The organism is Hydrogenophaga sp. PML113 (assembly GCF_001777155.1).
Taxonomy (GTDB): Bacteria; Pseudomonadota; Gammaproteobacteria; order Burkholderiales; family Burkholderiaceae_C; genus Hydrogenophaga; species Hydrogenophaga borbori.
In genome coordinates, this window is the sequence record NZ_MIYM01000002.1 from 76819 (window position 1) to 99232 (window position 22414).

Consider the following 22414-nt stretch of genomic DNA (forward strand, 5'->3'; position numbering starts at 1 on the left):
GAACGGCCCGGCGGCGCTCATGCGGCCGCGGTGCGCTCGGCGATGTAGGCCTTGACCCGGTCGACGTCGGCCGGCATCACGGTCACGCGCTTGGGCAGCGACTCGATGCCCACGTAGGCGGCCGGGCGCTCGGGCTCGTGGCCCAGGGCCTCCACGATGGTCTCGGCGAACTTGATCGGCAGCGCGGTTTCCAGCACCACCATGGGCACGCCGGGCTCGAGGTGCTCGCGCGCCACCTTGACGCCATCGGCGGTGTGGGTGTCGATCACCACGGCGTGGCGCCGGTCGACCTCGCGGATGGTGGCCAGGCGGTCGGCGTGGGTGCTGCGCCCGCTTTGGAAGCCGTAGTGCGCGGCGGCATCGGCGAAAACGGCATCACCGCTCAGGTCGAAGCGGCCCTCGCGCGACAGCGCGTCGGCGAACAGCGCCTTGCAGCGCGCCGGGTCGCGGCCCACGAGGTCGAAGACGAAGCGCTCGAAGTTGCTCGCCTTGGAAATGTCCATCGAGGGGCTGGAGGTCTCGTGCGTGTCGGCGCTGCCGCGCACGCGGTAGACGCCGGTGCGGAAGAACTCGTCGAGCACGTCGTTCTCGTTCGTCGCCACCACCAGCCGGTGGATGGGCAGGCCCATCTGCCGCGCCACGTGGCCCGCGCAGACGTTGCCGAAGTTGCCGCTGGGCACGGTGAAGCTCACGCGCTCGGCGTTGTGGTTCGCCGCCGGACCGCCCCCAGGCGAATCAGCCCCCTCGGGGGGCTGCGAACCACGCGCAGCGGGGAGCGTGGGGGCTCCGCTGGTGGCCTGGAAGTAGCCGGCGAAGTAATAGACCACCTGGGCCAGCAGCCGCGCCCAGTTGATGGAGTTGACCGTGCCGATCTTGTGGCGGCGCTTGAAGTCGAGGTCGTTGCTGACGGCCTTGACGATGTCCTGGCAGTCGTCGAACACGCCCTCGATGGCGATGTTGTGGATGTTCGGGTCCGTCAGGCTGAACATCTGCGCCTGCTGGAAGGGGCTCATGCGGCCGTGCGGGCTGAGCATGAAGACGCGCACGCCGCGCTTGCCCTTCATGGCGTGCTCGGCCGCGCTGCCGGTGTCGCCGCTGGTGGCGCCCAGGATGTTGAGCGACTCGCCGCGGCGACCCAGCTCGTACTCGAACAGCTGCCCCAACAGTTGCATGGCCATGTCTTTGAAGGCCAGCGTGGGGCCGTTGGACAGGGCCTCGAGGTAGAAGCCGTCCTCGAGCTGCTTGAGCGGCACGATGGCCGGGTTGCCGAACACCGCCTCGGTGTAGGTGCGCTCGCAGAGGGCACGCAGGTCGGCCGCGGGAATGTCGTCGATGTAGAGCGAGAGGATCTCAAAGGCCAGCGCCGCGTAGCCGCCGGGCTTGCCTTCGTTGAAGACCGCGCGCAGGCGCTTCAGCGCGGCGGCGTCCACCTGCGGGTAGCGCTCGGGCAGGTACAGGCCGCCGTCGGGCGCCAGCCCTTCCAGCAGGATCTCGCAGAAGCGCTTGCGTTCGGCGTGGCCGCGCGTGGACAGGTAACGCATCAGCGGAGCTCTTCCTTGCGGATGCGCACGATGGGCGACAGCACCGTGGGCAGGGCCTGCAGCTCGGCCAGCACCTTGTCCATGGTGCCTTCGCGCGTGTCGTGCGTGAGGATGATGAGGTCGGTGCTGGTGGCGCCCTCGCCGCCCACCTCGTCGGCCTCGCGCTGCAGCACGGCGTCGATGCTGATGCCGTTGAGCGCGAGCACGCCCGTGACCTTGGCGAGCACGCCGGCCTCGTCGGCCACGCGCAGGCGCAGGTAGTAGCTGGTGACCACCTCGCTCATGGGCAGCACCGGCAGGTCGCTCAGGGCGTCGGGCTGGAAGGCCAGGTGCGGCACGCGGTGGTGCGGGTCGGCCGTGTGCAGGCGCGTCACGTCCACCAGATCGGCGATCACGGCGCTGGCCGTGGGTTCGCTGCCCGCGCCCTTGCCGTAGTACAGCGTGGTGCCCACGGCGTCGCCGTGCACCACCACCGCGTTCATCGCCCCCTCGACGTTGGCCAGCAGGCGCTTGGCCGGCACCAGACAAGGGTGCACGCGCAGCTCGATGCCGCGCGGCGCGCGCTTGGTGATGCCCAGCAGCTTGATGCGGTAGCCCAGCTGCTCGGCGTAGCGGATGTCGGTGGCCGACAGCTGGGTGATGCCCTCGACATAGGCCTTGGGGAACTGCACCGGGATGCCGAAGGCGATGGCGCTCATGATGGTCGCCTTGTGCGCCGCGTCCACGCCCTCGATGTCGAAGGTCGGGTCGGCTTCGGCATAGCCCAGGCGCTGCGCCTCCTTGAGCACGACCTCGAAGTCGAGCCCCTTGTCGCGCATCTCCGAGAGGATGAAGTTGGTGGTGCCGTTGATGATGCCGGCGATCCACTCGATGTGGTTGGCCGAGAGGCCCTCGCGCAGCGCCTTGATGATGGGGATGCCACCGGCCACGGCGGCCTCGAAGGCCACGATCACGCCGCGCGCCGAGGCCGCCGCGAAGATCTCGGTGCCGTGCACCGCGAGCAGGGCCTTGTTGGCCGTGACCACGTGCTTGCCCGCCGAGATGGCCTCCATCACCAGGGCCTTGGCGATGCCATAGCCGCCGATGAGTTCGATCACGATGTCGATGTCGGGATTGGCGATCACCTCGCGCGCATCGCCCACGACGGTGACGCCCTCCCCCACCACGGCCCTGGCGCGCGCCACGTCGAGGTCAGCCACCATGGTGATCTGGATGCCGCGGCCGGCGCGGCGGCGGATCTCTTCCTGGTTGCGTTGCAGCACGTTGAAGGTGCCGCTGCCCACGGTGCCAATGCCCAGCAGGCCCACTTGAATCGGTTTCATCGGTCGGTGAAAAAGGAAAAACTCAGTTGCCGTGGCGTTTTCGCCAGTGTTCAAGGAAGCGCGCGACGCGGCCGATGGCCTCGCGCAGGTCGTCCTCGTGCGGCAGGAAGACGATGCGGAAGTGCTGGTTGTCGGGGTAGTTGAAGCCCGATCCCTGCACCAGCATCACGCGGGTTTCCTGCAGCAGTTCCAGGAACAGCTGCTGGTCGTCCTGCACGGGGTACATCGCCGGATCGAGCTTCGGAAACATGTAGAGCGCCGCCTGCGGCTTGACGCAGCTCACCCCCGGGATCGCCGTGATGAGTTCGTAGGCCAGGTCGCGCTGGCGGCGCAGGCGCCCGCCCTCCTGCACCAGGTCGTTGATGCTCTGGTAGCCGCCGAGGGCGGTCTGGATCGCCCACTGGCCTGGCACGTTGGCGCACAGGCGCATGTTCGAGAGCATGTTCAGGCCCTCGATGTAGTCCTTGGCGGGTTTCTTGTCGCCCGACACCACCAGCCAGCCCGCGCGGTAGCCGCAGGAGCGGTAGCTCTTGGACAGCGAGTTGAAGGTGAGCGTGAGCACGTCGTTCGACAGGCTGCCGATCGGCACGTGCTTGACGTCGTCGTACAGCACCTTGTCGTAGACCTCGTCGGCGAAGATCACCAGGCCGTGCTGGCGCGCCAGGCCCACGATCTGCTGCAGCAGCTCCTTGGGGTACAGCGCACCGGTGGGGTTGTTCGGGTTGATGACCACGATGCCCTTGGTGGCCGGCGTGATCTTGCGGCGGATGTCCTCGATGTCGGGCATCCAGCCCTTGGACTCGTCGCACATGTAGTGCACGGGCGTGCCACCCGACAGACTGGCCGCCGCCGTCCACAGGGGGTAGTCGGGGGCCGGCAGCAGCAGCTCGTCGCCGTCATCGAGCAACGCGTTGGTCGCCATCACGATCAGCTCGCTGGCGCCGTTGCCGAGGTAGATGTCCTCCAGGGTGACTCCCTGGATGCCCTGCAGCTGGGTCTCGTGCATCACCGCCTTGCGCGCCGCGAAGATGCCCTTGCTGTCGGAGTAACCCGCCGAATTCGGCAGGTTGCGGATCATGTCCTGCTGGATCTCCTCGGGCGCATCAAAACCGAACACCGCCAGATTGCCGATGTTGAGCTTGATGATCTTGTGGCCCTCTTCCTCCATCTGCCGCGCCGCGTCCATGATGGGACCGCGGATGTCGTAGCAGACGTTGGCGAGCTTGGCGGATTTCTGGATGGTCTTCAAAGTCCCTCCGAGGGCGGAAGCCTGGCACGGGAAGGCTAAGATGGATGCCGCGCCGGTCACGAGCAAACTTGCGATTTGACCACAGTTCTCCAGCTCGCCCAGGGCGCGAACGCCCCATGAAACTGCACGCCGACACGCCCCACCAACTCGCCATCACCGCCCTCGGCGAGGGCTGGATCGCGATCAACGGCGAACGCCACACGGCCAGTGTGGTGCTCACGGCCAGCGGGCAACTGCGCCCCTGGAACTGCCAGCGCTTCGAGGACCTGGGCCCGGGGCACTTCGAGGAACTGCTGGACCCGGCCGGCGTGGCGCCGGAATTGGTGGTCTTCGGCAGCGGCGCGCGGCTGCGCTTCGTCGCACCCCGGCTGCTGCGGGCCCTGCTGGAACGGGGTATTGGCGTGGAAACCATGGACACAGCGGCCGCCTGCAGGACCTACAACATCCTGGCCGGCGAAGGGCGCCGCGTTGCGGCGGCCCTCCTACAAGAAGGTGGTTCCCAGCCCGTATCCGGGTAATCGGGCCCCCAAAGAGGTAAAATACTGGGTTGTTGCCCGGTCAGACCTTCCGTATGCATGCGCAGCGTCGGTCCGGCCACTCGGGCAGCCAACGCAACACCATCCACTTACGTCAGGGGTCTCCACAGCATGGCCGTCGTTGTCAATAAACCCATCCCCGAGTTCGAATCCCTGGCCACCGGCGGCGTCAAGGTCAGCCACCAGAGCCACCTCGGTCAGACGCTCGTGCTGTATTTCTACCCCAAGGACAATACGCCTGGCTGCACCACCGAGGCCATGCAGTTTCGCGACAAGTACAAGGATTTCGTCAAGGCCGGCGCCCAGGTGTTCGGCGTCTCGCGCGACAACATGAAGTCGCACGATGACTTCAAGGCCAAGCTGGAGCTGCCCTTCGAGCTCATTGCCGACACCGAGGAAAAGATGTGCCACATGTTCGGCGTGGTCAAGAACAAGATCATGTACGGCAAGAAGGTCAAGGGCATCGAGCGCAGCACCTTCCTGATCGGGCCCGACGGCGTGCTGCGCCAGGAGTGGCGCGGCCTGAAGGTTCCCGGCCACGTCGAGGAAGTGCTCAAGGCGGTCAAGGCGCTCAAAAAGGCCGCCTGAACGCCTGGTGGTGCGGCGCAGCGACACCCCGCTGCCCCACCGCGTCACCGCGCTTTCGGTGACATGCGGAAGGTGTATAGTGATTCGCATGTCTTCGGGCATCTTCCCTGTCCACCGCTGTTTCCGCCCCCTCCGACGCACGCAAAGCCGCCCGGTTTTCCCGGCGGCTTTTTGTTTTTTCGAGCCCGCGCGCTGAACGCCAAGCCCACATGCCCCTGCCCCCCGCCCCCTCCAAACGCGCCGCCCTCCTCGCCCCCGACGCCTACACCCTCAAGGCCTCCAACGCCAACCTCGAAGATTTCGACGAGCGCACCGGCGGCCTGAACATCCTCCCGGATGACGATACGCTGGCGGCGCCCGCACCGGTCGACGCACCCGCCCCGCGCAAAACGCGTCCCGCGCCGGCCGCCAAGACCCGCCGCGCACCGGCCCCCGCCCTGGAACTCAAGGACCGCGCCGAGCGTCCCGAGCCGGCCGCGCCCGCCTCCACCAGCCTCGCTCCCTCCTCGCCCGTGGCCGCCCCGCGGCGCCGCGCCGGCGGCAAGGTGGCCAGCGGCGGCCCCGCCCGCCTCTTCGTCCTCGACACGAACGTGCTGCTGCACGATCCGATGAGCCTCTTCCGCTTCGAGGAACACGACATCTACCTGCCGATGATCGTGCTGGAAGAGCTGGACGGCCACAAAAAGGGCATGACCGAGGTCGCCCGCAACGGCCGCCAGACCAGCCGCACGCTCGACGCCCTGGCCGCCCAGGCCGGTGGCGACATGACCAAGGGCCTGAAGCTCTCCGCCACCGGCCACCAATCCGCGCGCGGCCTGCTGTTCTTCCAGACCGAGCCGCTGCTGAGCGAGTTGCCCCCGTCCCTGCCCCAGGGCAAGGCCGACAACCAGATCCTCGGCGTGGTGGCTGCGCTGCGCCAGCGCCACCCCGATCGCGACGTGATCCTGGTGTCCAAGGACATCAACATGCGCGTGAAGGCGCGCGCATTGGGTCTGGCCGCGGAGGACTACGAGAATGACAAGACCCTGGACGACGGTGAGCTGCTGTACCCGGGCTCGCTGGCCCTTCCACAGGACTTCTGGACGCGCCAGAGCAAGACCATCGAAAGCTGGCAGAGCGGCAGCCACACGTTCTACCGCGTGAGCGGCCCGGCGGTGGGCCAGTTCCACATCAACCAGTTCGTCTACTTCGAAGCGCCGGGCGAGCCCTCGCTGTACGCGCGCGTGACCGAGATCCGCGACAAGACCGCGGTGCTCAAGACGCTCAAGGACTACACGCACCTCAAAAACGCCGTCTGGGGAGTCACCAGCCGCAACCGCGAGCAGAACTTCGCCCTCAACCTTCTGATGGACCCCGAAATCGACTTCGTGACGCTTGCCGGCACGGCCGGCACGGGCAAGACGCTGATGGCTCTGGCCGCCGGCCTCACGCAGGTGCTGGACGACCGGCGCTACACCGAGATCATCATGACCCGCGCCACCGTCAGCGTGGGCGAAGACATCGGTTTCCTGCCCGGCACCGAGGAAGAAAAGATGGGCCCCTGGATGGGCGCGCTGGACGACAACCTGGAGTTCCTGGCCAAGGGCGACGGTGGCAATGCGGGCGAATGGGGTCGCGCGGCCACCAATGAACTCATCCGCAGCCGCATCAAGGTCAAAAGCATGAACTTCATGCGCGGCCGGACCTTCATGAACAAGTACGTGATCATCGACGAGGCGCAGAACCTGACGCCCAAGCAGATGAAGACGCTGATCACGCGCGCGGGCCCGGGCACCAAGATGATCTGCATGGGCAACCTGGCGCAGATCGACACGCCCTACCTCACTGAAGGCTCCTCGGGCCTGACCTACGCGGTGGACCGCTTCAAGGGCTGGCCGCACGGCGGGCACATCACGCTGGCGCGTGGCGAACGCTCAAGGCTCGCCGACTTCGCCTCCGAAGTGCTCTAAGGCCCGCCTTCATTCGGGTGGCGCGCCACCGTCGGCCTCGGCCAGGCCCACCAGAACGGAGAGCAACAGCCGGACATCGGCCTCACGGCGCACGTCGACGTCGATGACCGGCACGCGCCAGCCCGCCGCCTCCAGGCCAGCGCAGTAGGCCTCGACGCCGGGCGAAGGATGCGTCTCCAGCCGCCCCACGCCCACCACCGTGGGCAGGGGCCCGATGGGCCCGGCCAGCACTCGCAGGTGCCACTCCACCTGGGCAATGGGGTCGGTTTGGCTGTTGTCGACCAGCACGATCAAGCCCAACGCGCCGGCGGCGGCGGGGGGCAGGCCATCCAGCGCCCTCCCGCTTCCGTCGAGGCTCATGGGCACGGCGATGCCCTCACCAATGGATCGGCTGGCGGTGGCCTTGCCAGCCCCCCTGGGCCCGGTGATGACAATCTTGAATTCGGCGGGTGTCGTGGCGGGGGTCACCACAACCGCCACTTCTCGCGCAAGGGTTTGAACCGGCCCCAAGCCGCGCCTTCGCGGGCCACGTCCAGGGGATGGGTGGCCTCTTCCAGTTGGCCCAGGCCCAGCGCGTCACCCGTGAGCACGAAGGCCCGGACCACAGGCAGCGGCAAACCTGCACGCTCGGCCAACTCCAGGGCGGTGTATGGCCGGCGCCACAGCAAGGCCGCCAGGTGCGGGTGGCCCGGCGCCATGAGCCCCATGGCCTGGGGCCAGCGCCGCAGGCGCCAGGCGCCGCGCAAGGGCGGATGGGGCGCGCGCGCCTCCACCATGGTCGCGCTCAGGCGCCACAGGAACACGCTCAGCGAATGCGTCTCGGCCCCTTGCAGCGCGTCTTCATCGGCCGCCGTGCACGGGCGCAGCGCACCCAGATCATGCGCGTGCGAGAGCAGCTGCTCGACCGGAACGGTGGCCTGCATGGACTGCGACACCGCATCGAGCCGGAGCAACTGCCCTCCGCCGATCGGCAAAACGCTGTGACCACAGCTCCGAAGCGCCGCTCGCAGACGCTCGAACAGTGAGGACAACCACCGCTGGCGATCCAGGGGGTTCGAAGACCGCCGCCGGGGCAAGGCCTGTTGCAAGGCCGTGATGACGCTGATCATGCGCAAGGGAGAACTGATGGTGATCGGGCCGCCCCACCCGAGCGGCACGGTGGCGGCGTCGGTGACCACGACGGTGGTGCGGCCCGGGCAGGTGCTCAATGCCGCCGGCGAGGCAAAGACCACATGGCAACCGGCGACGTCCTCGCTGTACCGAAGCCCCATGCCCAACGCCCCGTCCAGCAAGCGCACCAGCGCCCGCAGGATGGTGGTGTCCTGGGCTGGCAGGGCCAGCGATCCGATCGTCACGCCCTCGGGGACTGGGTGGCCCCGCCAAGTGGCGGGGCTCGGTGGCACCACGGCGGGCACATCCAATGGTGGCGACTGGCTGATCATGCGTCCTCCCTGCATCAAGAGGCGCGAACTATGTGCGTCCTCCTACCGGTACTGGTGTGACCGGGCCATAGAGAACAGCAGATGGTGAGAACTTAGGGCGTCAGGGTGGTCGGGCGCCCGCGCCTCTCGGGCGTGAAGGGACTCAGTAGTCGCCGCCGCCCACGAGCGATTCGAAACGGGTCAACATATTCAAGAACGCCAGCTTGACCGTTCCCGTGGGGCCGTTTCGCTGCTTGCCGATGATGATCTCCGCCACACCCGGCTCTTTGCAGGCATCCTTGGTGTAGTACTCGTCGCGGTAGATGAACATGATGATGTCCGCGTCCTGCTCGATGGCGCCCGATTCACGCAGGTCGCTCATCATGGGACGCTTGTCGGTGCGCTGTTCGACCGAACGATTTAGCTGCGACAGCGCGATCACCGGGCATTGCAGCTCCTTGGCCAGCATCTTCAGGCCACGCGAGATCTCGCCGAGTTCGGTGGCGCGGTTGTCGCCGCCGTCGCTGCTGGAGCCGCTCATGAGCTGCAGGTAGTCGACCACGATCAGACCGAGCTTGCCGCAGGTGCGCGCCAGGCGACGCGCGTTGGCGCGCAGCTCGCTGGGCGTGAGACCGGGCGTCTCGTCGATGTGCAGCGACACGTTGCGCAGCTTCTCGATGGCCTCCGTCAGGCGCGGCCATTCGTCGTCGGTGAGCTTGCCGGTGCGCAGGTGGCCCTGGTTGATGCGGCCGATGGAGCCCACGATACGCACCGCGAGCTGGGCCGCGCCCATTTCCATGGAGAACACGGCGACGGGCAGGCCCTCGTTCAGCGCCACATGCTCGGCGATGTTGATGGCGAAAGCGGTCTTGCCCATCGAAGGACGCGCCGCCAGCACGATCAGATCGCCCCCCTGCAGGCCCGCGGTCATGCGGTCGAGGTCGATGAAGCCGGTGGGCACGCCGGTCACGTCCTGCGGGTTGTCGGCCATCTCCTGCACGCGATCGAGCAGCTCAACCACCAGCCGGTCCATCGACTGGAAGCCCTCCTTCATGCGCGAGCCTTCCTCGCCGATCTTGAAGATCTTCTGTTCGGCTTCGTCGAGGATCTTGGCGACCGGCTTGCCCTGCGGGTTGAAGGCGGAGGTGGCGATTTCGTCGCTGGCGGCCACGAGCTTTCGCAGCACGGCGCGCTCGCGCACGATCTCGGCGTAGCGGCGGATGTTGGCCGCACTGGGCACGTACTGCGCGAGCGAGTTGAGGTAGGCCAGCCCGCCCGCCTCGTCGGCCTTGCCCAGGTTCTGCAGGTGCTCGAACACCGTCACCACGTCGGCCGGCTTGGACGCATTGACCAGCGCAGCGATGGCCGAGTACGTCAGGCGGTGTTCGTAACGGTAGAAGTCGGAGTCGTTGAGCAGGTCCGCGACGCGGTCCCAGGCGCCGTTGTCCAGCAACAGGCCGCCAAGCACGCTGGACTCGGCTTCGATGGAGTGCGGCGGAACGCGGAGCTGCGCGACCTGGCGGTCACCGGTCTCGTCGAGGCCGCTGCCAAGGTCAGGAAATGGGCTGGAGAAGGCGGTGGACATGCGGCGTCAGGGCAAAGGGGAATGGTACGCCCCCGGGTAGTCCTCGTCAGGGGACAACCCTGTGGAGAACCGGTGGGAATGCGGTGCATGCCCGGTGAAAAGAAAAAGCCGCTGCCCGAGGACAGCGGCTTTCTGGCGGACTGGGGGTCCGCGGCGATCAGGCGGTTTCGCCGAGCACCGAGACGGCCACGTCGACCGTGACGTCGGTGTGCAGGTTGATCTGCACGGTGTAGTCGCCCACGGCCTTGAGCGGGCCATTGGGCATGCGCACCTGCGACTTGACCACGTCCTTGAAGCCTTGCTTGTGCAGCTCGTCGGCCACGTCGTGGTTGGTGACGGAGCCGAACAGACGGCCATCCACACCAGCCTTCTGCGTGAGCTTGAGGGTGGTGGCGGCCAGCTTCTCACCCACGGCCTGAGCGGCGGCCAGCTTGGCGGCGGCGGCCTTTTCCAGTTCGGCGCGGCGGGCCTCGAAGGCCGCCAGGGCGTCCTTGGTGGCGCGGCGGGCCTGGCCGGTCGGGATCAGGAAGTTGCGGGCGTAGCCGTCCTTGACCTTGACGACATCGCCGAGGGCGCCGAGGTTGTGGACTTTTTCGAGAAGAATCACTTGCATGTCGGGCTCCTCAATCAGACGCGGTGCTGATCGCTGTAGGGCAGCATGGCCAGGAAGCGCGCGCGCTTGATGGCGGTGGTGACCTGGCGCTGGTAGATCGCGCGGGTGCCGGTCAGGCGCGCCGGGATGATCTTGCCGTTTTCAGAAATGAAGTCGCGCAGGACGTCGATGTCTTTGTAGTCCACCTCTTCGACCTTGGCGACGGTGAAGCGGCAGAAGCGCTTGCGCTTGAAAAGCAGCGACTGGGTGTTGCGCTTGGGGCGCTTGTCTTTGTTGAAACGCTTGGGTGCAGCCATGATGGGCCTCTCCTATGTCTTGCTGAATGCCTGGATGTGGAAGACCACGCCTTTGCCGTTGCGCGCGTTCGCGAGGAACCCGTCGAAGTCCGCCAGTTCGTTGAGCGCCTGCTTCTGCAGGGTCTCGGCCAGGGGCCCGAAGGCCACGGCACGGATCTGGAGGGCGACGGTGCGGGGTGTGTCCAGTTCGGTCTGCTGCGACTCGTGTTCGAGCACGAGATTGAGCACCGGGATGCCTGCCGGTGTGTAGCGCAGGTTCTGCACCTGCACCACCGCGGCCTGCAACTGGAGACGGTTCACCCGATTCCCGCGAACCTCACGCCAGGGGCGTCAGGCGGATTGCTCCTGCGATTGCTGCTGGGCCTTGCGGGCCTCTTCGCGCTCGACCGTCTTCATCATGGACGACGGGCCGGTGTCGGCTTTCTTGCGCTGCACGCTCAGGTGGCGCAGCACCGCGTCGTTGAAGCGGAAGGCGTGCTCCAGCTCGTTCATCACGGCCTGGTCGGCCTCGATGTTGACGCAGAGGTAGTGGGCCTTGGACAGCTTGTTGATCTGGTAAGCCAGCTGGCGGCGGCCCCAGTCTTCAACGCGGTGGATCTTGCCGCCACCGGCGGTGATCATGCCCTTGTAGCGCTCCAGCATGGCCGGAACCTGTTCGCTCTGATCCGGGTGGATCAGCAAGACGATCTCATAGTGACGCATGGACTCTCCTTGTGGATGCCCCCGGCCGATCGGAAAACCCTGGCCTGGGAGATTGACAGCCGCCCCCAGGCGTCAGCAGGGGTGCAGCAAGGCAAGCCCGCGATTATACAAAAGTGAAAAGCCCGGGCCACCTGCCGGTGGTCCGGGCCTGGGACCGCCCGCCTTCGCGGCGGGCGGGGACCTATCGGGCGCCGTTCAGGCGGCCTTCAGGTTGGGGTAGCGCACGTGCTCCACCAGCTCCTGGATCTTCTTGCTCGGCGCCGGGGTCACCAGGCTGACCAGGACGATCACCGCGATGCCCAGCGGCACGCCGAACACGCCGGCCGAGATCGGCTGGATGCCCCACCACAGCTCGATCGGCGAGGTGACGCCGAAGATGCCACGCAGCCAGGGCTGTGTGGTGGCCATGTAGTAGAAGGTGATACCCAGGCCCGCGATCATGCCCAGCGAAGCGGCGATGCCGGTGGCGCGCTTCCAGAAGATGCCGAGCACCAGTGCCGGGAAGAACGCCGAGGCAGCGAACGAGAACGCCGCGGAGACCAGGAACAGGATGTCGGCCGGTTTCTGGGCGGCCACATAGGCGGCGGCCAGGGCCACGACCAGCAGCAGCGTCTTGGAGATCGTGACGCGGCGGGCCGTCGAGGCGTTGGGGTCGATCATCTTGTAGTACAGGTCGTGCGACAGCGCGTTGGCGATGGTCAGCAGCAGGCCGTCGGCCGTGGACAGCGCCGCGGCCAGGCCGCCGGCCGCCACCAGGCCCGAGATCACGTACGGCAGGCCACCGATGGCGGGGGTTGCCAGCACGATGATGTCGCCGCCGATGCTCATCTCGTTGAGCTGCAAGATGCCGTCCTTGTTCACGTCGGTCACCGACAGCAGGGTCGGGTCGACACGGTTCCATGCCGCTATCCACTCCGGCAGGTTGTTGAACGGTGTGCCCACCAGGACGTTGAACACCTCGAACTTGACCAGCACGGCCAGGGCCGGCGCGGTGAAGTACAGCAGGAAGATGAAGAACAACGACCACGTCACCGAGGCCCGCGCCTCCTTCACGCTGGGCACCGTGTAGTAGCGCATCAGGATGTGCGGCAGCGCAGCGGTGCCCACCATCAGGCAGAAGATCAGCGCGAGGAAGTTGCGCCGCGATTCGTCGAAGGTCTTCTTCGCGGCCGCGTCGCCGTTCGGGTCGCCGACGTACTGCGCGGCGTGGCGCGGCATGCCATTGAGCGGCTTGGTCTTCGCGTCCGCAGCGGCTTTGGCGCGCGTCCAGGCGGCCTTGGCGGCGGCCTCGTCCTTCGGCAGGTCCGCGACGGCTTTCTCGGCAACCGCGATCTCGGCGGTAGGCGCATTGGCGGCGCGCAGGTCGGCCAGCTTTTTGTCGGCAGCGGCCTTGTCGGCGGCCAGCGCGGCGGCCGGGTCCTTCAGCTTCTCGGCCAGAGCGTCTGAGCGCTGCTTGAACACGTTGCGGACCTCGATCTCCTTCGGATCGTTGATCAGCCGCGTCTCGGCTTCGGTCACCTTGACCAGTTGCTGCCCATAAATGAGCTGCGGCACGGGCACGTTGGTCTGCTTCACCGACAGCCAGACCACCGGGATCATGTAGGCAATGATCAGGATGATGTACTGGGCGACTTGCGTCCAGGTCACCGCGCGCATGCCACCCAGGAACGAGCACACCAGGATGCCGCCGAGGCCCAGGAAGATCCCGAGCTCGAAGGCCACGCCGGTCAGGCGCGCCGTGATGATGCCCACGCCGTAGATCTGCGCCACCACGTAGGTGAAGGAACAGAGGATGGCCGCAAGGATGCCCAGAAAGCGCGGCAGGTTGCCGCCGTAGCGCTCACCCAGGAAATCGGGAATGGTGAACTGGCCGAACTTGCGCAGGTACGGCGCCAGGAACAGCGCCACCAGACAGTAACCACCGGTCCAGCCCATGATGAAGGCCAGGCCCCCATAGCCCGTGAGGTAGAGCGTGCCCGCCATGCCGATGAAGGACGCGGCCGACATCCAGTCGGCGCCGGTGGCCATGCCGTTGTACACGGCAGGCACGCGGCGCCCGGCCACGTAGTACTCGGCCGCATCGGTGGTGCGGCTCATGATGCCGATGCCGGCGTAGAGCGCGATCGTCGCGATCAGGAAGATGAAGCCGATCCACTCGCGCGACAGCCCGAGCTGCTCGAAGATGGCCAGTGCAACCACGAAGACGAAGAAGCCCCCCGTGTACCACTTGTAGACCTTGTTGAGCTGCTGCTTGAAGGCAGCGTTGGAGCGGGCGCCACCGGCGCCGCCTGTTTCAAACATGCCTGCCATGGTTTACTCCTCGGCCTCGTCGACACCGTGTTCGATGTCGAGCTTGTTCATGTACCAGGCGTAGAAGGCAATGATGGCCACATAGACCACCAGAGCACCCTGCGCGCCCACCCAGAAGCTGAACGGCCAACCGAAGAAGTTGAAGTGCAGATCCCGGGCGAAGTAGCCCACCACGAACGTCACGACGAACCAGATTGCAAGCAATATGGCCGTGATGTTGAGGTTCTTCCGCCAGTACAGGCGGTGCTTCTCTGTCAATTGCATTGCATCGACCTCCATCAACAAACCCTCACGGGCACGTCACGGACACCACCCGTCTCCTCATGGGTGACCTGCACGCCAAGTCCATGTTGTCGGCACCGCCTTGCGGACGGTGCCCCTTTTTGCGGCCGCTCGGCGGCAGCGCGCCTCAGGTCGGTTCTTGAACCAGCCCTGTCTCGCGCTCCAGCTGGGCGGCCACCTTGGGCTCGAACCGTTTGAGGTGGCGAATGATCTTCGCCGCCTCTTCGGGCTCTTGCCGATCGACATGAACCCGCGCGAGCTGATACCAGCCGTACGGGCTCATGGGCTGCAGTTGGGTGTTGCGCTTGAGCGCGACCACGGCGTCGTCGAAGCGCCGCTGGCGGATCAGGCACAAGGCCAGGCCGTACCAGGCCCGGTCCATCTTTTCTTCAAGGGCGATGGCCTGGCGAAACGCCGCCTCGGCGTCTTCCAGCAAGCCCAGTTCTTCGCGCAGGAAGCCCAGGTTGAACCAGCCCGCCGCCTGCTGCGGCCGCACGGCGACCACGCGCTCGAGCGCCGCCACCGCGCCGGCCTTGTCGCCCTGCTCCGCCCTAAGATGGGCGAGCGTCGCCCAGGCGTAGGCGTCGTCGGGATCGATGGCCAGCATGCGCTCCACGCGCTCGAGCGCCGCCGCACGCCGGCCGAGGGCCAGCAGCAGCTTGATCTGCCAGCGCAGGAAGCGCAGTTGCATCGAGGCGTTCATTTGCACAACTCCACACCGATGCGCAGGCAGTGCTGGATGCGCAGCGCCGTCACCACGATCCACGCAAAGGCCAGCACGAGGAAAGCCACCAGCGGCACATGGCGGTCCAGCACGATGCTGCGCGGCGTGATGAAGCGCGCCATCACCACGAAGGGACGGCCGATCTGCGCCAGCAACTGGTAGAAGAAGTTGGTGTCGCGCTTGGCGCCCGCCAGCAGGCCCAGCACCCACTGGCCGAACAGCGACATGAGCGCGATCTCGCAGATCAGTTTGGCAATGGACAGGAACAGCAACATGCGTGAGTGACACCTTGGGTTGGCGCCATTCTTTCGCTGCCCCTTACGGTTTACTTACGATTCCTCACACCAAGCGCCCCACAGCGGGTGATCCCTGTGAGGGTTATCCCTAGATCGCAAACCAAAAAAGGGCTCCGAAGAGCCCTTTGCCTGGCCGGGAGGACCCGGTCACGCGAATTCAGTCGGCGGCGAAGATGTCCTTCTTGTGGTTGTCGGGCACGAACACCGCGCCGATGAGCACCGTGGCCAGGGCGATGACGATGGGGTACCACAGGCCGTAGTACGGATCGCCGGTGTGGGCAATCATGGCGAAGGCCGTCGCCGGCATCAGGCCACCGAACCAGCCGTTGCCGATGTGGTACGGCAGGGACATGCCGGTGTAGCGGATGCGGGTGGGAAACAGCTCGACCAGGGCCGCGGCGATCGGGCCGTACACCATGGTCACCAGGACCACCAGGTAGGTGAGGATGATCACCAGCGGGAAGGCCTGTGCGTTGAACACGCCGAAGAAGCCGTCCACCTTCACGATGCCGGGCGCGGGCTTGTCGGCGGCGGGGTAGCCGGCCGCGGCCAGCGCCGCGTTCACGCTCTTCGTGAACGCGGCGGGCACGGCCTTGGCGTCGTCGCCGCTGAGCTTGGCGGCCTCATAGGCAGGTATCTCCGTGCTGCCGATCTGCACCTTCGCGGGCACCACGCCGGACTGGTACTGCACCGAGTAGCTCACCGAGTTGCGCGCCAGCAGCGCCTTGGTCACGTCGCAGGAACTGGTGAACTTGGCGGTGCCGGTGGGGTTGAACTGGAACGAGCAATCGGACCGGTCGGCGATGATCGTCACGGTGGTGTTCTGCTGGGCCGCGTGCAGCGCCGGGTTGGCCAGCCGGGTGATGGCGTTGAAGACCGGGAAGTAGGTCAGCGCGGCCAGCAGGCAGCCCGCCAGGATGATCTTCTTGCGGCCTATCGTGTCGGAGAGCGAGCCGAACACCACGAAGCCGCCGGTGCCCAGGATCAGCGCCCAGGCAATCAGCATGTTGGCGGTGAACATGTCCACGCGCAGGATGGTCTGGATGAAGAACAGCGCATAGAACTGGCCCGTGTACCAGACCACCGCCTGGCCGGCCACCAGACCCAGCAGCGCCAGCAAGGCGTACTTGCCGTTCTTCCAGTTGCCGAAGGCCTCGGAAATCGGCGCCTTCGATTGGGCGCCTTCGGCTTTCATCTTCTTGAAGGCGGGAGACTCTTCCATCTGCAGGCGAATCCACAGCGAGACCCCGAGCAGGAAGATCGACAGCAGGAAGGGAATGCGCCAGCCCCAGGTGGTGAAGGCCTGTTCACCCACCACCGAGCGCACCACCAGGATCACCATGAGCGAGAGCAGCAGGCCCAGCGTCGCGGTGGTCTGGATCCAACTCGTGAAGAAGCCGCGGCGGCCATGCGGCGCGTGCTCGGCCACGTAGACCACGGCCCCGCCGTACTCGCCACCGAGCGCCAGGCCCTGCAGCATGCGCAGCGCGATCAGCAGCACGGGCGCTGCCCAGCCGATGGAGTCGTAGCTGGGCAGCAGGCCGACGACGAAGGTCGAAATGCCCATGATCAGGATCGTGATCAGGAAGGTGTACTTGCGGCCCACCAGGTCACCGAGGCGGCCGAACACCAGCGCTCCGAAGGGCCGCACCAGGAAGCCCGCCGCGAAGGCCAGCAAGGCAAACACGTTGCGCGTGGCCTCGGGAAAGGAAGAGAAAAACTGCGCGCCGATGATCGCGGCGAGCGAACCGTAGAGATAGAAGTCGTACCACTCGAAGATGGTGCCGGCCGATGAGGCCAGGATGACCCGCTTCTCTTCGCGGGTCATGGGACGTTTTCGGGGGTCCGGCGCACGGCTTGCGCCGGCCGCCATGGCTGCGGTGTTCCTGTTCACATGCGTCTCCTCATTCAATGGGCTGGAAGGCCCGATGGCTTCCAGAGCCGATTTGTAGAGACGCGCGCTTACCAGCCCCTGACCCGGAACTGACTTCAAACTGACCCAGAACTGAAGGAGGAATTAAAGCGGCACCGATTGCGGTGCGCGACCGGCCCAGGCCGATGCGACTACGCCCCCGCCACGCGGCGGCGCGTCAGCAAACTCAGGACCAGGATGACCGCAAAACCCAGCGGCACACCGAACACCGCCGCGGACACCGGCTGGATGTCGAACCAGAGCGACTGGCCGGCCGGCAGCCGCAGCACGGCGCGCACCGCCGGGGCGTTGACCACCATGTAGCCCACCGTCACGCTCAGGCCCGCGAGCATGCCGGCCACCGCGGCAGCGCCTGTGGTGCGCGACCAGAAGATGCCCATGATCATGGCCGGCACCAAGGCAGAGGCCGCGAGCGAGAACGATGAGGCCACCAGCGGCAGGATCTCCGCCGGCCTGAGCGATGCCACGAAAGCCGCGACCGTGGCCACGCTCAACAGCGCGAACTTGGAGAGGATCACGCGCTGCTCGGGCGCCACATGGCGCCCGAACTCCTGCAAGTAGGTGTCGCGCACCAGCGAGTTGCTGATGGTCAGCAAGAGGCCATCGGCGGTGGACAGCGCGGCGGCCAGACCACCCGCGGCCACCAGGCCGGACACCACGTAGGGCATGCCGCCCAGCTCGGGCGTGGCGAGCATGATCAGGTCGGCCCCCAGCCGGATCTCGCCGAACTGCAGGATGCCGTCGCCATTGATGTCGCTCACCGAAAGCAAGGAATCGTCGTAGTGCGACCACTGCGCGATCCACGACGGCAGCGCGTTGAAACTGCTGCCCACGACGTTCTGCATCAGCTCGTACTTCACCAGTGTGGCCAGCGCGGGCGCGCTCAGGTACAGCAGCGCGATGAAGAACAGCGACCAGGCCACCGAGGCCCGCGCGGTGGCCACGGACGGCGTGGTGTAGTAGCGCGTCAGCAGGTGGGGCAGCCCGGCGGTGCCCACCATGAGGCAGAACATGAGCGCCAGGAAGTTCGCGCGGGACGACTGGAAGGCCCGGCGCTCGGCCTCGCTGCCATTCGGATCGCCGACATAGGCCTGCGTGTGGGGCGGCAGCCCGCCCAGGAAGCGGGAACGGTCCTGGCTGTCCTTCATGGCGCGCGTCCATTGCTCGCGCGCGTCGGCCGCGTCCCGGGGCAAGGCCGACAGCGCCCGGCGCGCGGCGACGACGCGCTCGACAGATGCGTTCTGGGCCACCAGCTCGCGCACGCGCTCTTGCGCGAGCATGCGCTGCTCCCGCAGCGATCCCTCCACGTCCTGGAGCCAGCGCTGGTACTGGCGGGCCCGCGCCTGGAACTCGGCCTGCACCGCCCGCTCCTGCGGCGAAGCCTGCAGGTCCTTCTCGAGCGCTGCGATCTTCTCGAGCTGCTTGCCGTAGGCCAACGGCGCCAGGGGGTTGCCCAATTGCTGGTAGGCCAACCAGGACACGGGGACCAGAAAGGCCAGCAACAGGATCACGTATTGCGCGACCTGGGTCCAGGTGATGGCCCGCATGCCGCCCAGGAAGGAACACAGCACCACCCCACCCAGGCCCAGCATGATGCCGATCTCGAAATGCACCCCGGTCAGGCGCGAAGCCACCAGGCCGATGCCATAAATCTGCGCCACCACGTAGGTGAAGGAACACAGGATCGCCGAGAACGCCGCCAGGCGGCGCGGCCACCGGCCGCCAAAGCGGTGCATGAAGTACTCGGGCACCGTGTAGAGCTTGAGCTGGCGCAGGTGCGGCGCGATGAGCAGGCCCACGAGGCAGAAGCCGCCGGTCCAGCCCAGCACGAAGGCCAGTCCGCCAGCTTGCACGTCGGTGCCGCCGAAGCCTTGCAGGTAGAGGCCGCCGGCCAGGCTGATGAAGGACGCCGCGCTCATCCAGTCGGCGGCCGCGGCCATGCCGTTGTAGACCGGCGGAATGCGCCGGCCCGCCACGTAGTACTCCTCGGGGTCGGCGGTGCGCCCATAGACGCCGATGCCGCCGTACATCATGACGGTGGCGAACAACATGATCGGCCCCAGCCAGCGGCGCGACAGGCCGCTCTGCTCGGCCCAGGCCATCAGCAGCAGGAAAGCAATCAGCGCCACCACATACAGCGCCAGGATGCGGTGCAGGCGGCGCTGGTAGGCGGCGTAGGCTGGGCCGTCAGCCACCGCCGCCCCCGTCGTCCGGCCCGTCCCCGCCGCCCTCGCCGTCGCGGGCCTCCAGGCGGTTCATGGCCCAGGTGTAGACCGCCAGGATGGCGATGAACACCAGCACCGCCCCTTGGGAGGCGATCCAGAAATGCAGGGGCCAGCCCATCACGGAGAAGCTGAGCTCTCGCGCGAAGAAGCAGGTGCCGAAGGACACCAGCACCAGCACCGCCAGCAGCACGGCCTTCAGGGCCAGTGCGCGGCGGTCGTGGCGCGGGTTCGTGGCGGGCGCGGGGGGCATCGCGGGATCATCGCATTGCGCGCGCCCCCCCGCCTTAGGTGTTTGCGCGGGCTGCCCCGCGCGCTCAGCCCCGCGCCAGCAGCTGCCAGGTGTCGATCACCGTGTCGGGGTTGAGCGAGATGGAGCTGATGCCCTCGTCGCGCAGCCACTGCGCGAAGTCGGGGTGGTCGCTGGGGCCCTGGCCGCAGATGCCCACGTACTTGCCCTCGGCCTTGCAGGCGCCGATGGCCAGCTTGAGCAGCGCGCGCACCGCCGGGTCGCGCTCGTCGAAATCGTGCGCCAGCAGTTCCAGGCCGGAATCTCGGTCGAGGCCAAGCGTGAGCTGCGTCAGATCGTTCGAGCCGATGGAGAAGCCGTCGAAGTACTGCAGGAAGTCCTTGGCCAGCACGGCGTTGCTGGGGATCTCGCACATCATGATGAGCTGCAGACCGTTCTCGCCGCGCTTGAGGCCCTTGGCCGCCAGCAGCTCGGTCACGCGCTGGGCCTGCGCCAGCGTGCGCACGAAGGGCACCATCACCTGCACGTTGCTCAGGCCCATGTCCTCGCGCACGCGCTTGAGCGCCTCGCATTCCATGGCAAAGGCCTCGGCGAAGTCGTGGCTGATGTAGCGCGCCGCACCGCGGAAACCCAGCATGGGGTTTTCTTCGTCGGGTTCGTAGCGGGAGCCGCCCACCAGCTTGCGGTACTCGTTGCTCTTGAAGTCCGACAGGCGAACGATCACCGGCTTGGGCCAGAAGGCCGCGGCGATGGTGGCCACGCCCTCGGCGACCTTGTCGACGTAGAACGCGCGCGGCGAGGCATGGCCGCGCGCCACCGACTCCACCGCCTTCTTCAGGTCGGCGTCGACGTTGGGGTAGTCGAGTATGGCCTTGGGGTGCACGCCGATGTTGTTGTTGATGATGAATTCCAGCCGCGCCAGGCCCACGCCGCCGTTGGGGATCTGGGCGAAGTCGAAGGCCAGCTGTGGGTTGCCCACGTTCATCATGATCTTCACGTCGAGATCGGGCATCTCGCCGCGCTTGACCTCGCTGATCTCGGTCTCGAGCAGGCCGTCGTAGATGTTGCCGGTGTCGCCCTCGGCGCAGCTCACGGTGACCAGGGTGCCGTCCTTGAGCCGCTCGGTGGCGTCGCCGCAGCCCACCACGGCCGGGATGCCGAGTTCGCGCGCGATGATGGCCGCGTGGCAGGTGCGCCCGCCGCGGTTGGTGACGATCGCGCTGGCGCGCTTCATCACGGGCTCCCAGTTGGGGTCGGTCATGTCGGTGACCAGCACGTCGCCGGGCTGCACCTTGTCCATCTCGCCGATGCTGTGCACCAGGCGCACCGGGCCGGTGCCCACCTTCTGGCCGATGGCGCGGCCGCTGGCCAGCACCGAGCCCTTGCCCTTGAGCTTGTAGCGCACCTCGGTCTTGCCGGCGCTCTGGCTTTTCACCGTTTCGGGGCGGGCCTGCAGGATGTAGATCTGGCCGTCGGTGCCGTCCTTGCCCCACTCGATGTCCATGGGGCGGCCATAGTGCTGCTCGATCACCAGCGCGTACTGGGCCAGCTGCGCCACGTCGGCGTCGCTCAGGCTGTAGCGGTTGCGCTGCTCCACGGGCACGTCCACGGTCTTCACCAGCTTGCCCTTCAGCGGGCCGTCGGCGGCCTTTTCCTCGGCCGTGCTGAACACCATCTGGATCAGCTTGCTGCCCAGGTTGCGGCGGATGAGCGCGCGCTTGCCGGCCTTGAGCATGGGCTTGTGCACGTAGAACTCGTCGGGGTTCACGGCGCCCTGCACCACCGTCTCACCCAGGCCGTAGCTGCTGGTGATGAAGACGACATCGGAAAAGCCGCTCTCGGTGTCGATGGTGAACATCACGCCGGCCGCGCCCAGGTCGGAGCGCACCATGCGCTGCACGCCGGCCGACAAGGCCACCTCGGCGTGGGCGAAGCCCTTGTGCACGCGGTAGCTGATGGCGCGGTCGTTGTAGAGGCTGGCGAACACCTCCTTCATCTTGTGCAGCACCTCCTCGATGCCGACCACGTTGAGGAAGGTTTCCTGCTGGCCCGCGAAGGACGCGTCGGGCAGGTCTTCGGCGGTGGCCGAGGAGCGCACGGCGAACGAGGCCTTGGCGTTGCCCTCGCTCAGGGTGGCGAAGGCCTCGCGGATGGCCCTTTCCAGGTCGGCCGGAAAGGGCTGGGCCTCGACCCAGGCGCGGATCTCGGCGCCGGCGGCGGCCAGGGCGCGCACGTCCTCGGTGTCGAGCGTGGCCAGGCGCTGGTTGATGCGGTCGGCCAGGCCGCCGTGCTGGAGAAATTCGCGGAAGGCGTGCGCCGTGGTGGCGAAGCCGGTGGGCACCTTCACACCGCTGGGCAGCTGAGAAATCATCTCGCCGAGGCTGGCGTTCTTGCCGCCGACCGACTCGACGTCGCTCATCCGCAGCTTCTCGAAAGGCACGACCAGGGCGGTCGCCTCGAACAGGTTGGACATGGAAAAACTCCTAAGGTTGAAAAACCGGGGTTCCATGCACCAGCGTGTGACCTGTGGTTGTGTTGTGGGTCGGCCACCGGGCAAGGCGGAAATCTTGGGGGGCGCCACGGGCCCGGATAATG

Annotated in this window: 21 protein-coding genes; 3 read left to right on the forward strand and 18 right to left on the reverse strand. The window is 66.9% G+C overall.

What is annotated here, in order from left to right:
- Window positions 1-17: 17 nt before the first annotated feature.
- Genes BHU06_RS03960 through BHU06_RS03970 form a run of 3 tightly spaced genes read right to left on the reverse strand, consistent with a single transcriptional unit; the run spans window position 18 to window position 4112 of the window.
- Entirely contained in the window at window positions 18-1541 is a 1524-nt protein-coding gene (locus BHU06_RS03960; protein ID WP_070397855.1) for a threonine synthase, read from the reverse strand.
- The gene (locus BHU06_RS03965) at window positions 1541-2863 is read right to left on the reverse strand and encodes a homoserine dehydrogenase (RefSeq protein ID WP_070397856.1); all 1323 of its coding nucleotides are present in this window, start codon (window positions 2861-2863) and stop codon (window positions 1541-1543) included. Before BHU06_RS03965 ends, BHU06_RS03960 begins: the two co-directional genes overlap by 1 nt.
- Before the next feature lie 22 nt (window positions 2864-2885).
- Window positions 2886-4112 carry a pyridoxal phosphate-dependent aminotransferase gene (locus tag BHU06_RS03970; RefSeq protein WP_070397857.1) on the reverse strand — a complete coding sequence of 409 codons (1227 nt, stop codon included), beginning with the start codon at window positions 4110-4112 and terminating at the stop codon, window positions 2886-2888.
- A 116-nt stretch (window positions 4113-4228) separates the two neighbouring features.
- Between BHU06_RS03970 and BHU06_RS03975 the strand changes: the two genes are divergently transcribed.
- The 3 genes from BHU06_RS03975 to BHU06_RS03985 all read left to right on the forward strand — a co-directional run bounded on the left by BHU06_RS03975 (window position 4229) and on the right by BHU06_RS03985 (window position 7185).
- On the forward strand, window positions 4229-4630 hold the full coding sequence (locus BHU06_RS03975; protein ID WP_070397858.1) for an Mth938-like domain-containing protein: 402 nt from the start codon (window positions 4229-4231) through the stop codon (window positions 4628-4630).
- Between the two features lie 129 nt (window positions 4631-4759).
- Complete coding sequence (locus BHU06_RS03980) at window positions 4760-5236, forward strand: peroxiredoxin (RefSeq protein WP_070397859.1); 477 nt, start codon at window positions 4760-4762, stop codon at window positions 5234-5236.
- A gap of 209 nt (window positions 5237-5445) precedes the next feature.
- Entirely contained in the window at window positions 5446-7185 is a 1740-nt protein-coding gene (locus BHU06_RS03985) for a PhoH family protein (protein ID WP_070397860.1), read from the forward strand.
- Between the two features lie 9 nt (window positions 7186-7194).
- On the opposite strand, the gene BHU06_RS03990 is transcribed toward BHU06_RS03985, so the two are convergent.
- The 15 genes from BHU06_RS03990 to ppsA all read right to left on the reverse strand — a co-directional run bounded on the left by BHU06_RS03990 (window position 7195) and on the right by ppsA (window position 22292).
- On the reverse strand, window positions 7195-7545 hold the full coding sequence (locus BHU06_RS03990) for a hypothetical protein (RefSeq protein ID WP_139146943.1): 351 nt from the start codon (window positions 7543-7545) through the stop codon (window positions 7195-7197).
- A gap of 104 nt (window positions 7546-7649) precedes the next feature.
- Window positions 7650-8627: a hypothetical protein gene (locus tag BHU06_RS03995; RefSeq protein ID WP_139146944.1), complete on the reverse strand. Its 978-nt coding sequence runs from the start codon at window positions 8625-8627 to the stop codon at window positions 7650-7652.
- A gap of 142 nt (window positions 8628-8769) precedes the next feature.
- Complete coding sequence (gene dnaB, locus BHU06_RS04000; RefSeq protein WP_070397863.1) at window positions 8770-10191, reverse strand: replicative DNA helicase; 1422 nt, start codon at window positions 10189-10191, stop codon at window positions 8770-8772.
- A gap of 157 nt (window positions 10192-10348) precedes the next feature.
- Window positions 10349-10804 (reverse strand): 50S ribosomal protein L9, encoded by a 456-nt coding sequence (gene rplI / locus BHU06_RS04005; protein WP_070397864.1) that lies wholly within the window; start codon window positions 10802-10804, stop codon window positions 10349-10351.
- Between the two features lie 14 nt (window positions 10805-10818).
- Window positions 10819-11100: a 30S ribosomal protein S18 gene (gene rpsR, locus BHU06_RS04010; protein WP_009520643.1), complete on the reverse strand. Its 282-nt coding sequence runs from the start codon at window positions 11098-11100 to the stop codon at window positions 10819-10821.
- Window positions 11101-11112: 12 nt separating this feature from the next.
- Complete coding sequence (gene priB, locus BHU06_RS04015; protein WP_070397865.1) at window positions 11113-11400, reverse strand: primosomal replication protein N; 288 nt, start codon at window positions 11398-11400, stop codon at window positions 11113-11115.
- Between the two features lie 30 nt (window positions 11401-11430).
- A complete protein-coding gene (gene rpsF, locus BHU06_RS04020) occupies window positions 11431-11802 on the reverse strand; it encodes a 30S ribosomal protein S6 (RefSeq protein ID WP_070397866.1) in 372 nt (123 codons plus the stop codon).
- Between the two features lie 195 nt (window positions 11803-11997).
- Entirely contained in the window at window positions 11998-14112 is a 2115-nt protein-coding gene (locus BHU06_RS04025) for a sodium:solute symporter family protein (RefSeq protein ID WP_070397867.1), read from the reverse strand.
- A 3-nt stretch (window positions 14113-14115) separates the two neighbouring features.
- Window positions 14116-14376 carry a DUF4212 domain-containing protein gene (locus BHU06_RS04030; protein ID WP_070397868.1) on the reverse strand — a complete coding sequence of 87 codons (261 nt, stop codon included), beginning with the start codon at window positions 14374-14376 and terminating at the stop codon, window positions 14116-14118.
- A 145-nt stretch (window positions 14377-14521) separates the two neighbouring features.
- Window positions 14522-15097, reverse strand: a complete 576-nt coding sequence (locus BHU06_RS04035; protein ID WP_070397869.1) for a tetratricopeptide repeat protein — start codon at window positions 15095-15097, stop codon at window positions 14522-14524.
- Window positions 15094-15393, reverse strand: a complete 300-nt coding sequence (locus BHU06_RS04040; protein ID WP_070397870.1) for a hypothetical protein — start codon at window positions 15391-15393, stop codon at window positions 15094-15096. The genes BHU06_RS04035 and BHU06_RS04040 overlap by 4 nt, the downstream gene beginning before the upstream one ends.
- A 178-nt stretch (window positions 15394-15571) precedes the next feature.
- Window positions 15572-17287 (reverse strand): MFS transporter, encoded by a 1716-nt coding sequence (locus tag BHU06_RS04045; protein ID WP_217494341.1) that lies wholly within the window; start codon window positions 17285-17287, stop codon window positions 15572-15574.
- A 191-nt stretch (window positions 17288-17478) separates the two neighbouring features.
- Window positions 17479-19542: a VC_2705 family sodium/solute symporter gene (locus BHU06_RS04050; protein WP_070397872.1), complete on the reverse strand. Its 2064-nt coding sequence runs from the start codon at window positions 19540-19542 to the stop codon at window positions 17479-17481.
- The gene (locus BHU06_RS04055) at window positions 19535-19822 is read right to left on the reverse strand and encodes a DUF4212 domain-containing protein (protein ID WP_070397873.1); all 288 of its coding nucleotides are present in this window, start codon (window positions 19820-19822) and stop codon (window positions 19535-19537) included. The genes BHU06_RS04050 and BHU06_RS04055 overlap by 8 nt, the downstream gene beginning before the upstream one ends.
- A 64-nt stretch (window positions 19823-19886) precedes the next feature.
- Window positions 19887-22292, reverse strand: a complete 2406-nt coding sequence (ppsA, locus tag BHU06_RS04060; RefSeq protein WP_070397874.1) for a phosphoenolpyruvate synthase — start codon at window positions 22290-22292, stop codon at window positions 19887-19889.
- Window positions 22293-22414 lie beyond the last annotated feature (122 nt).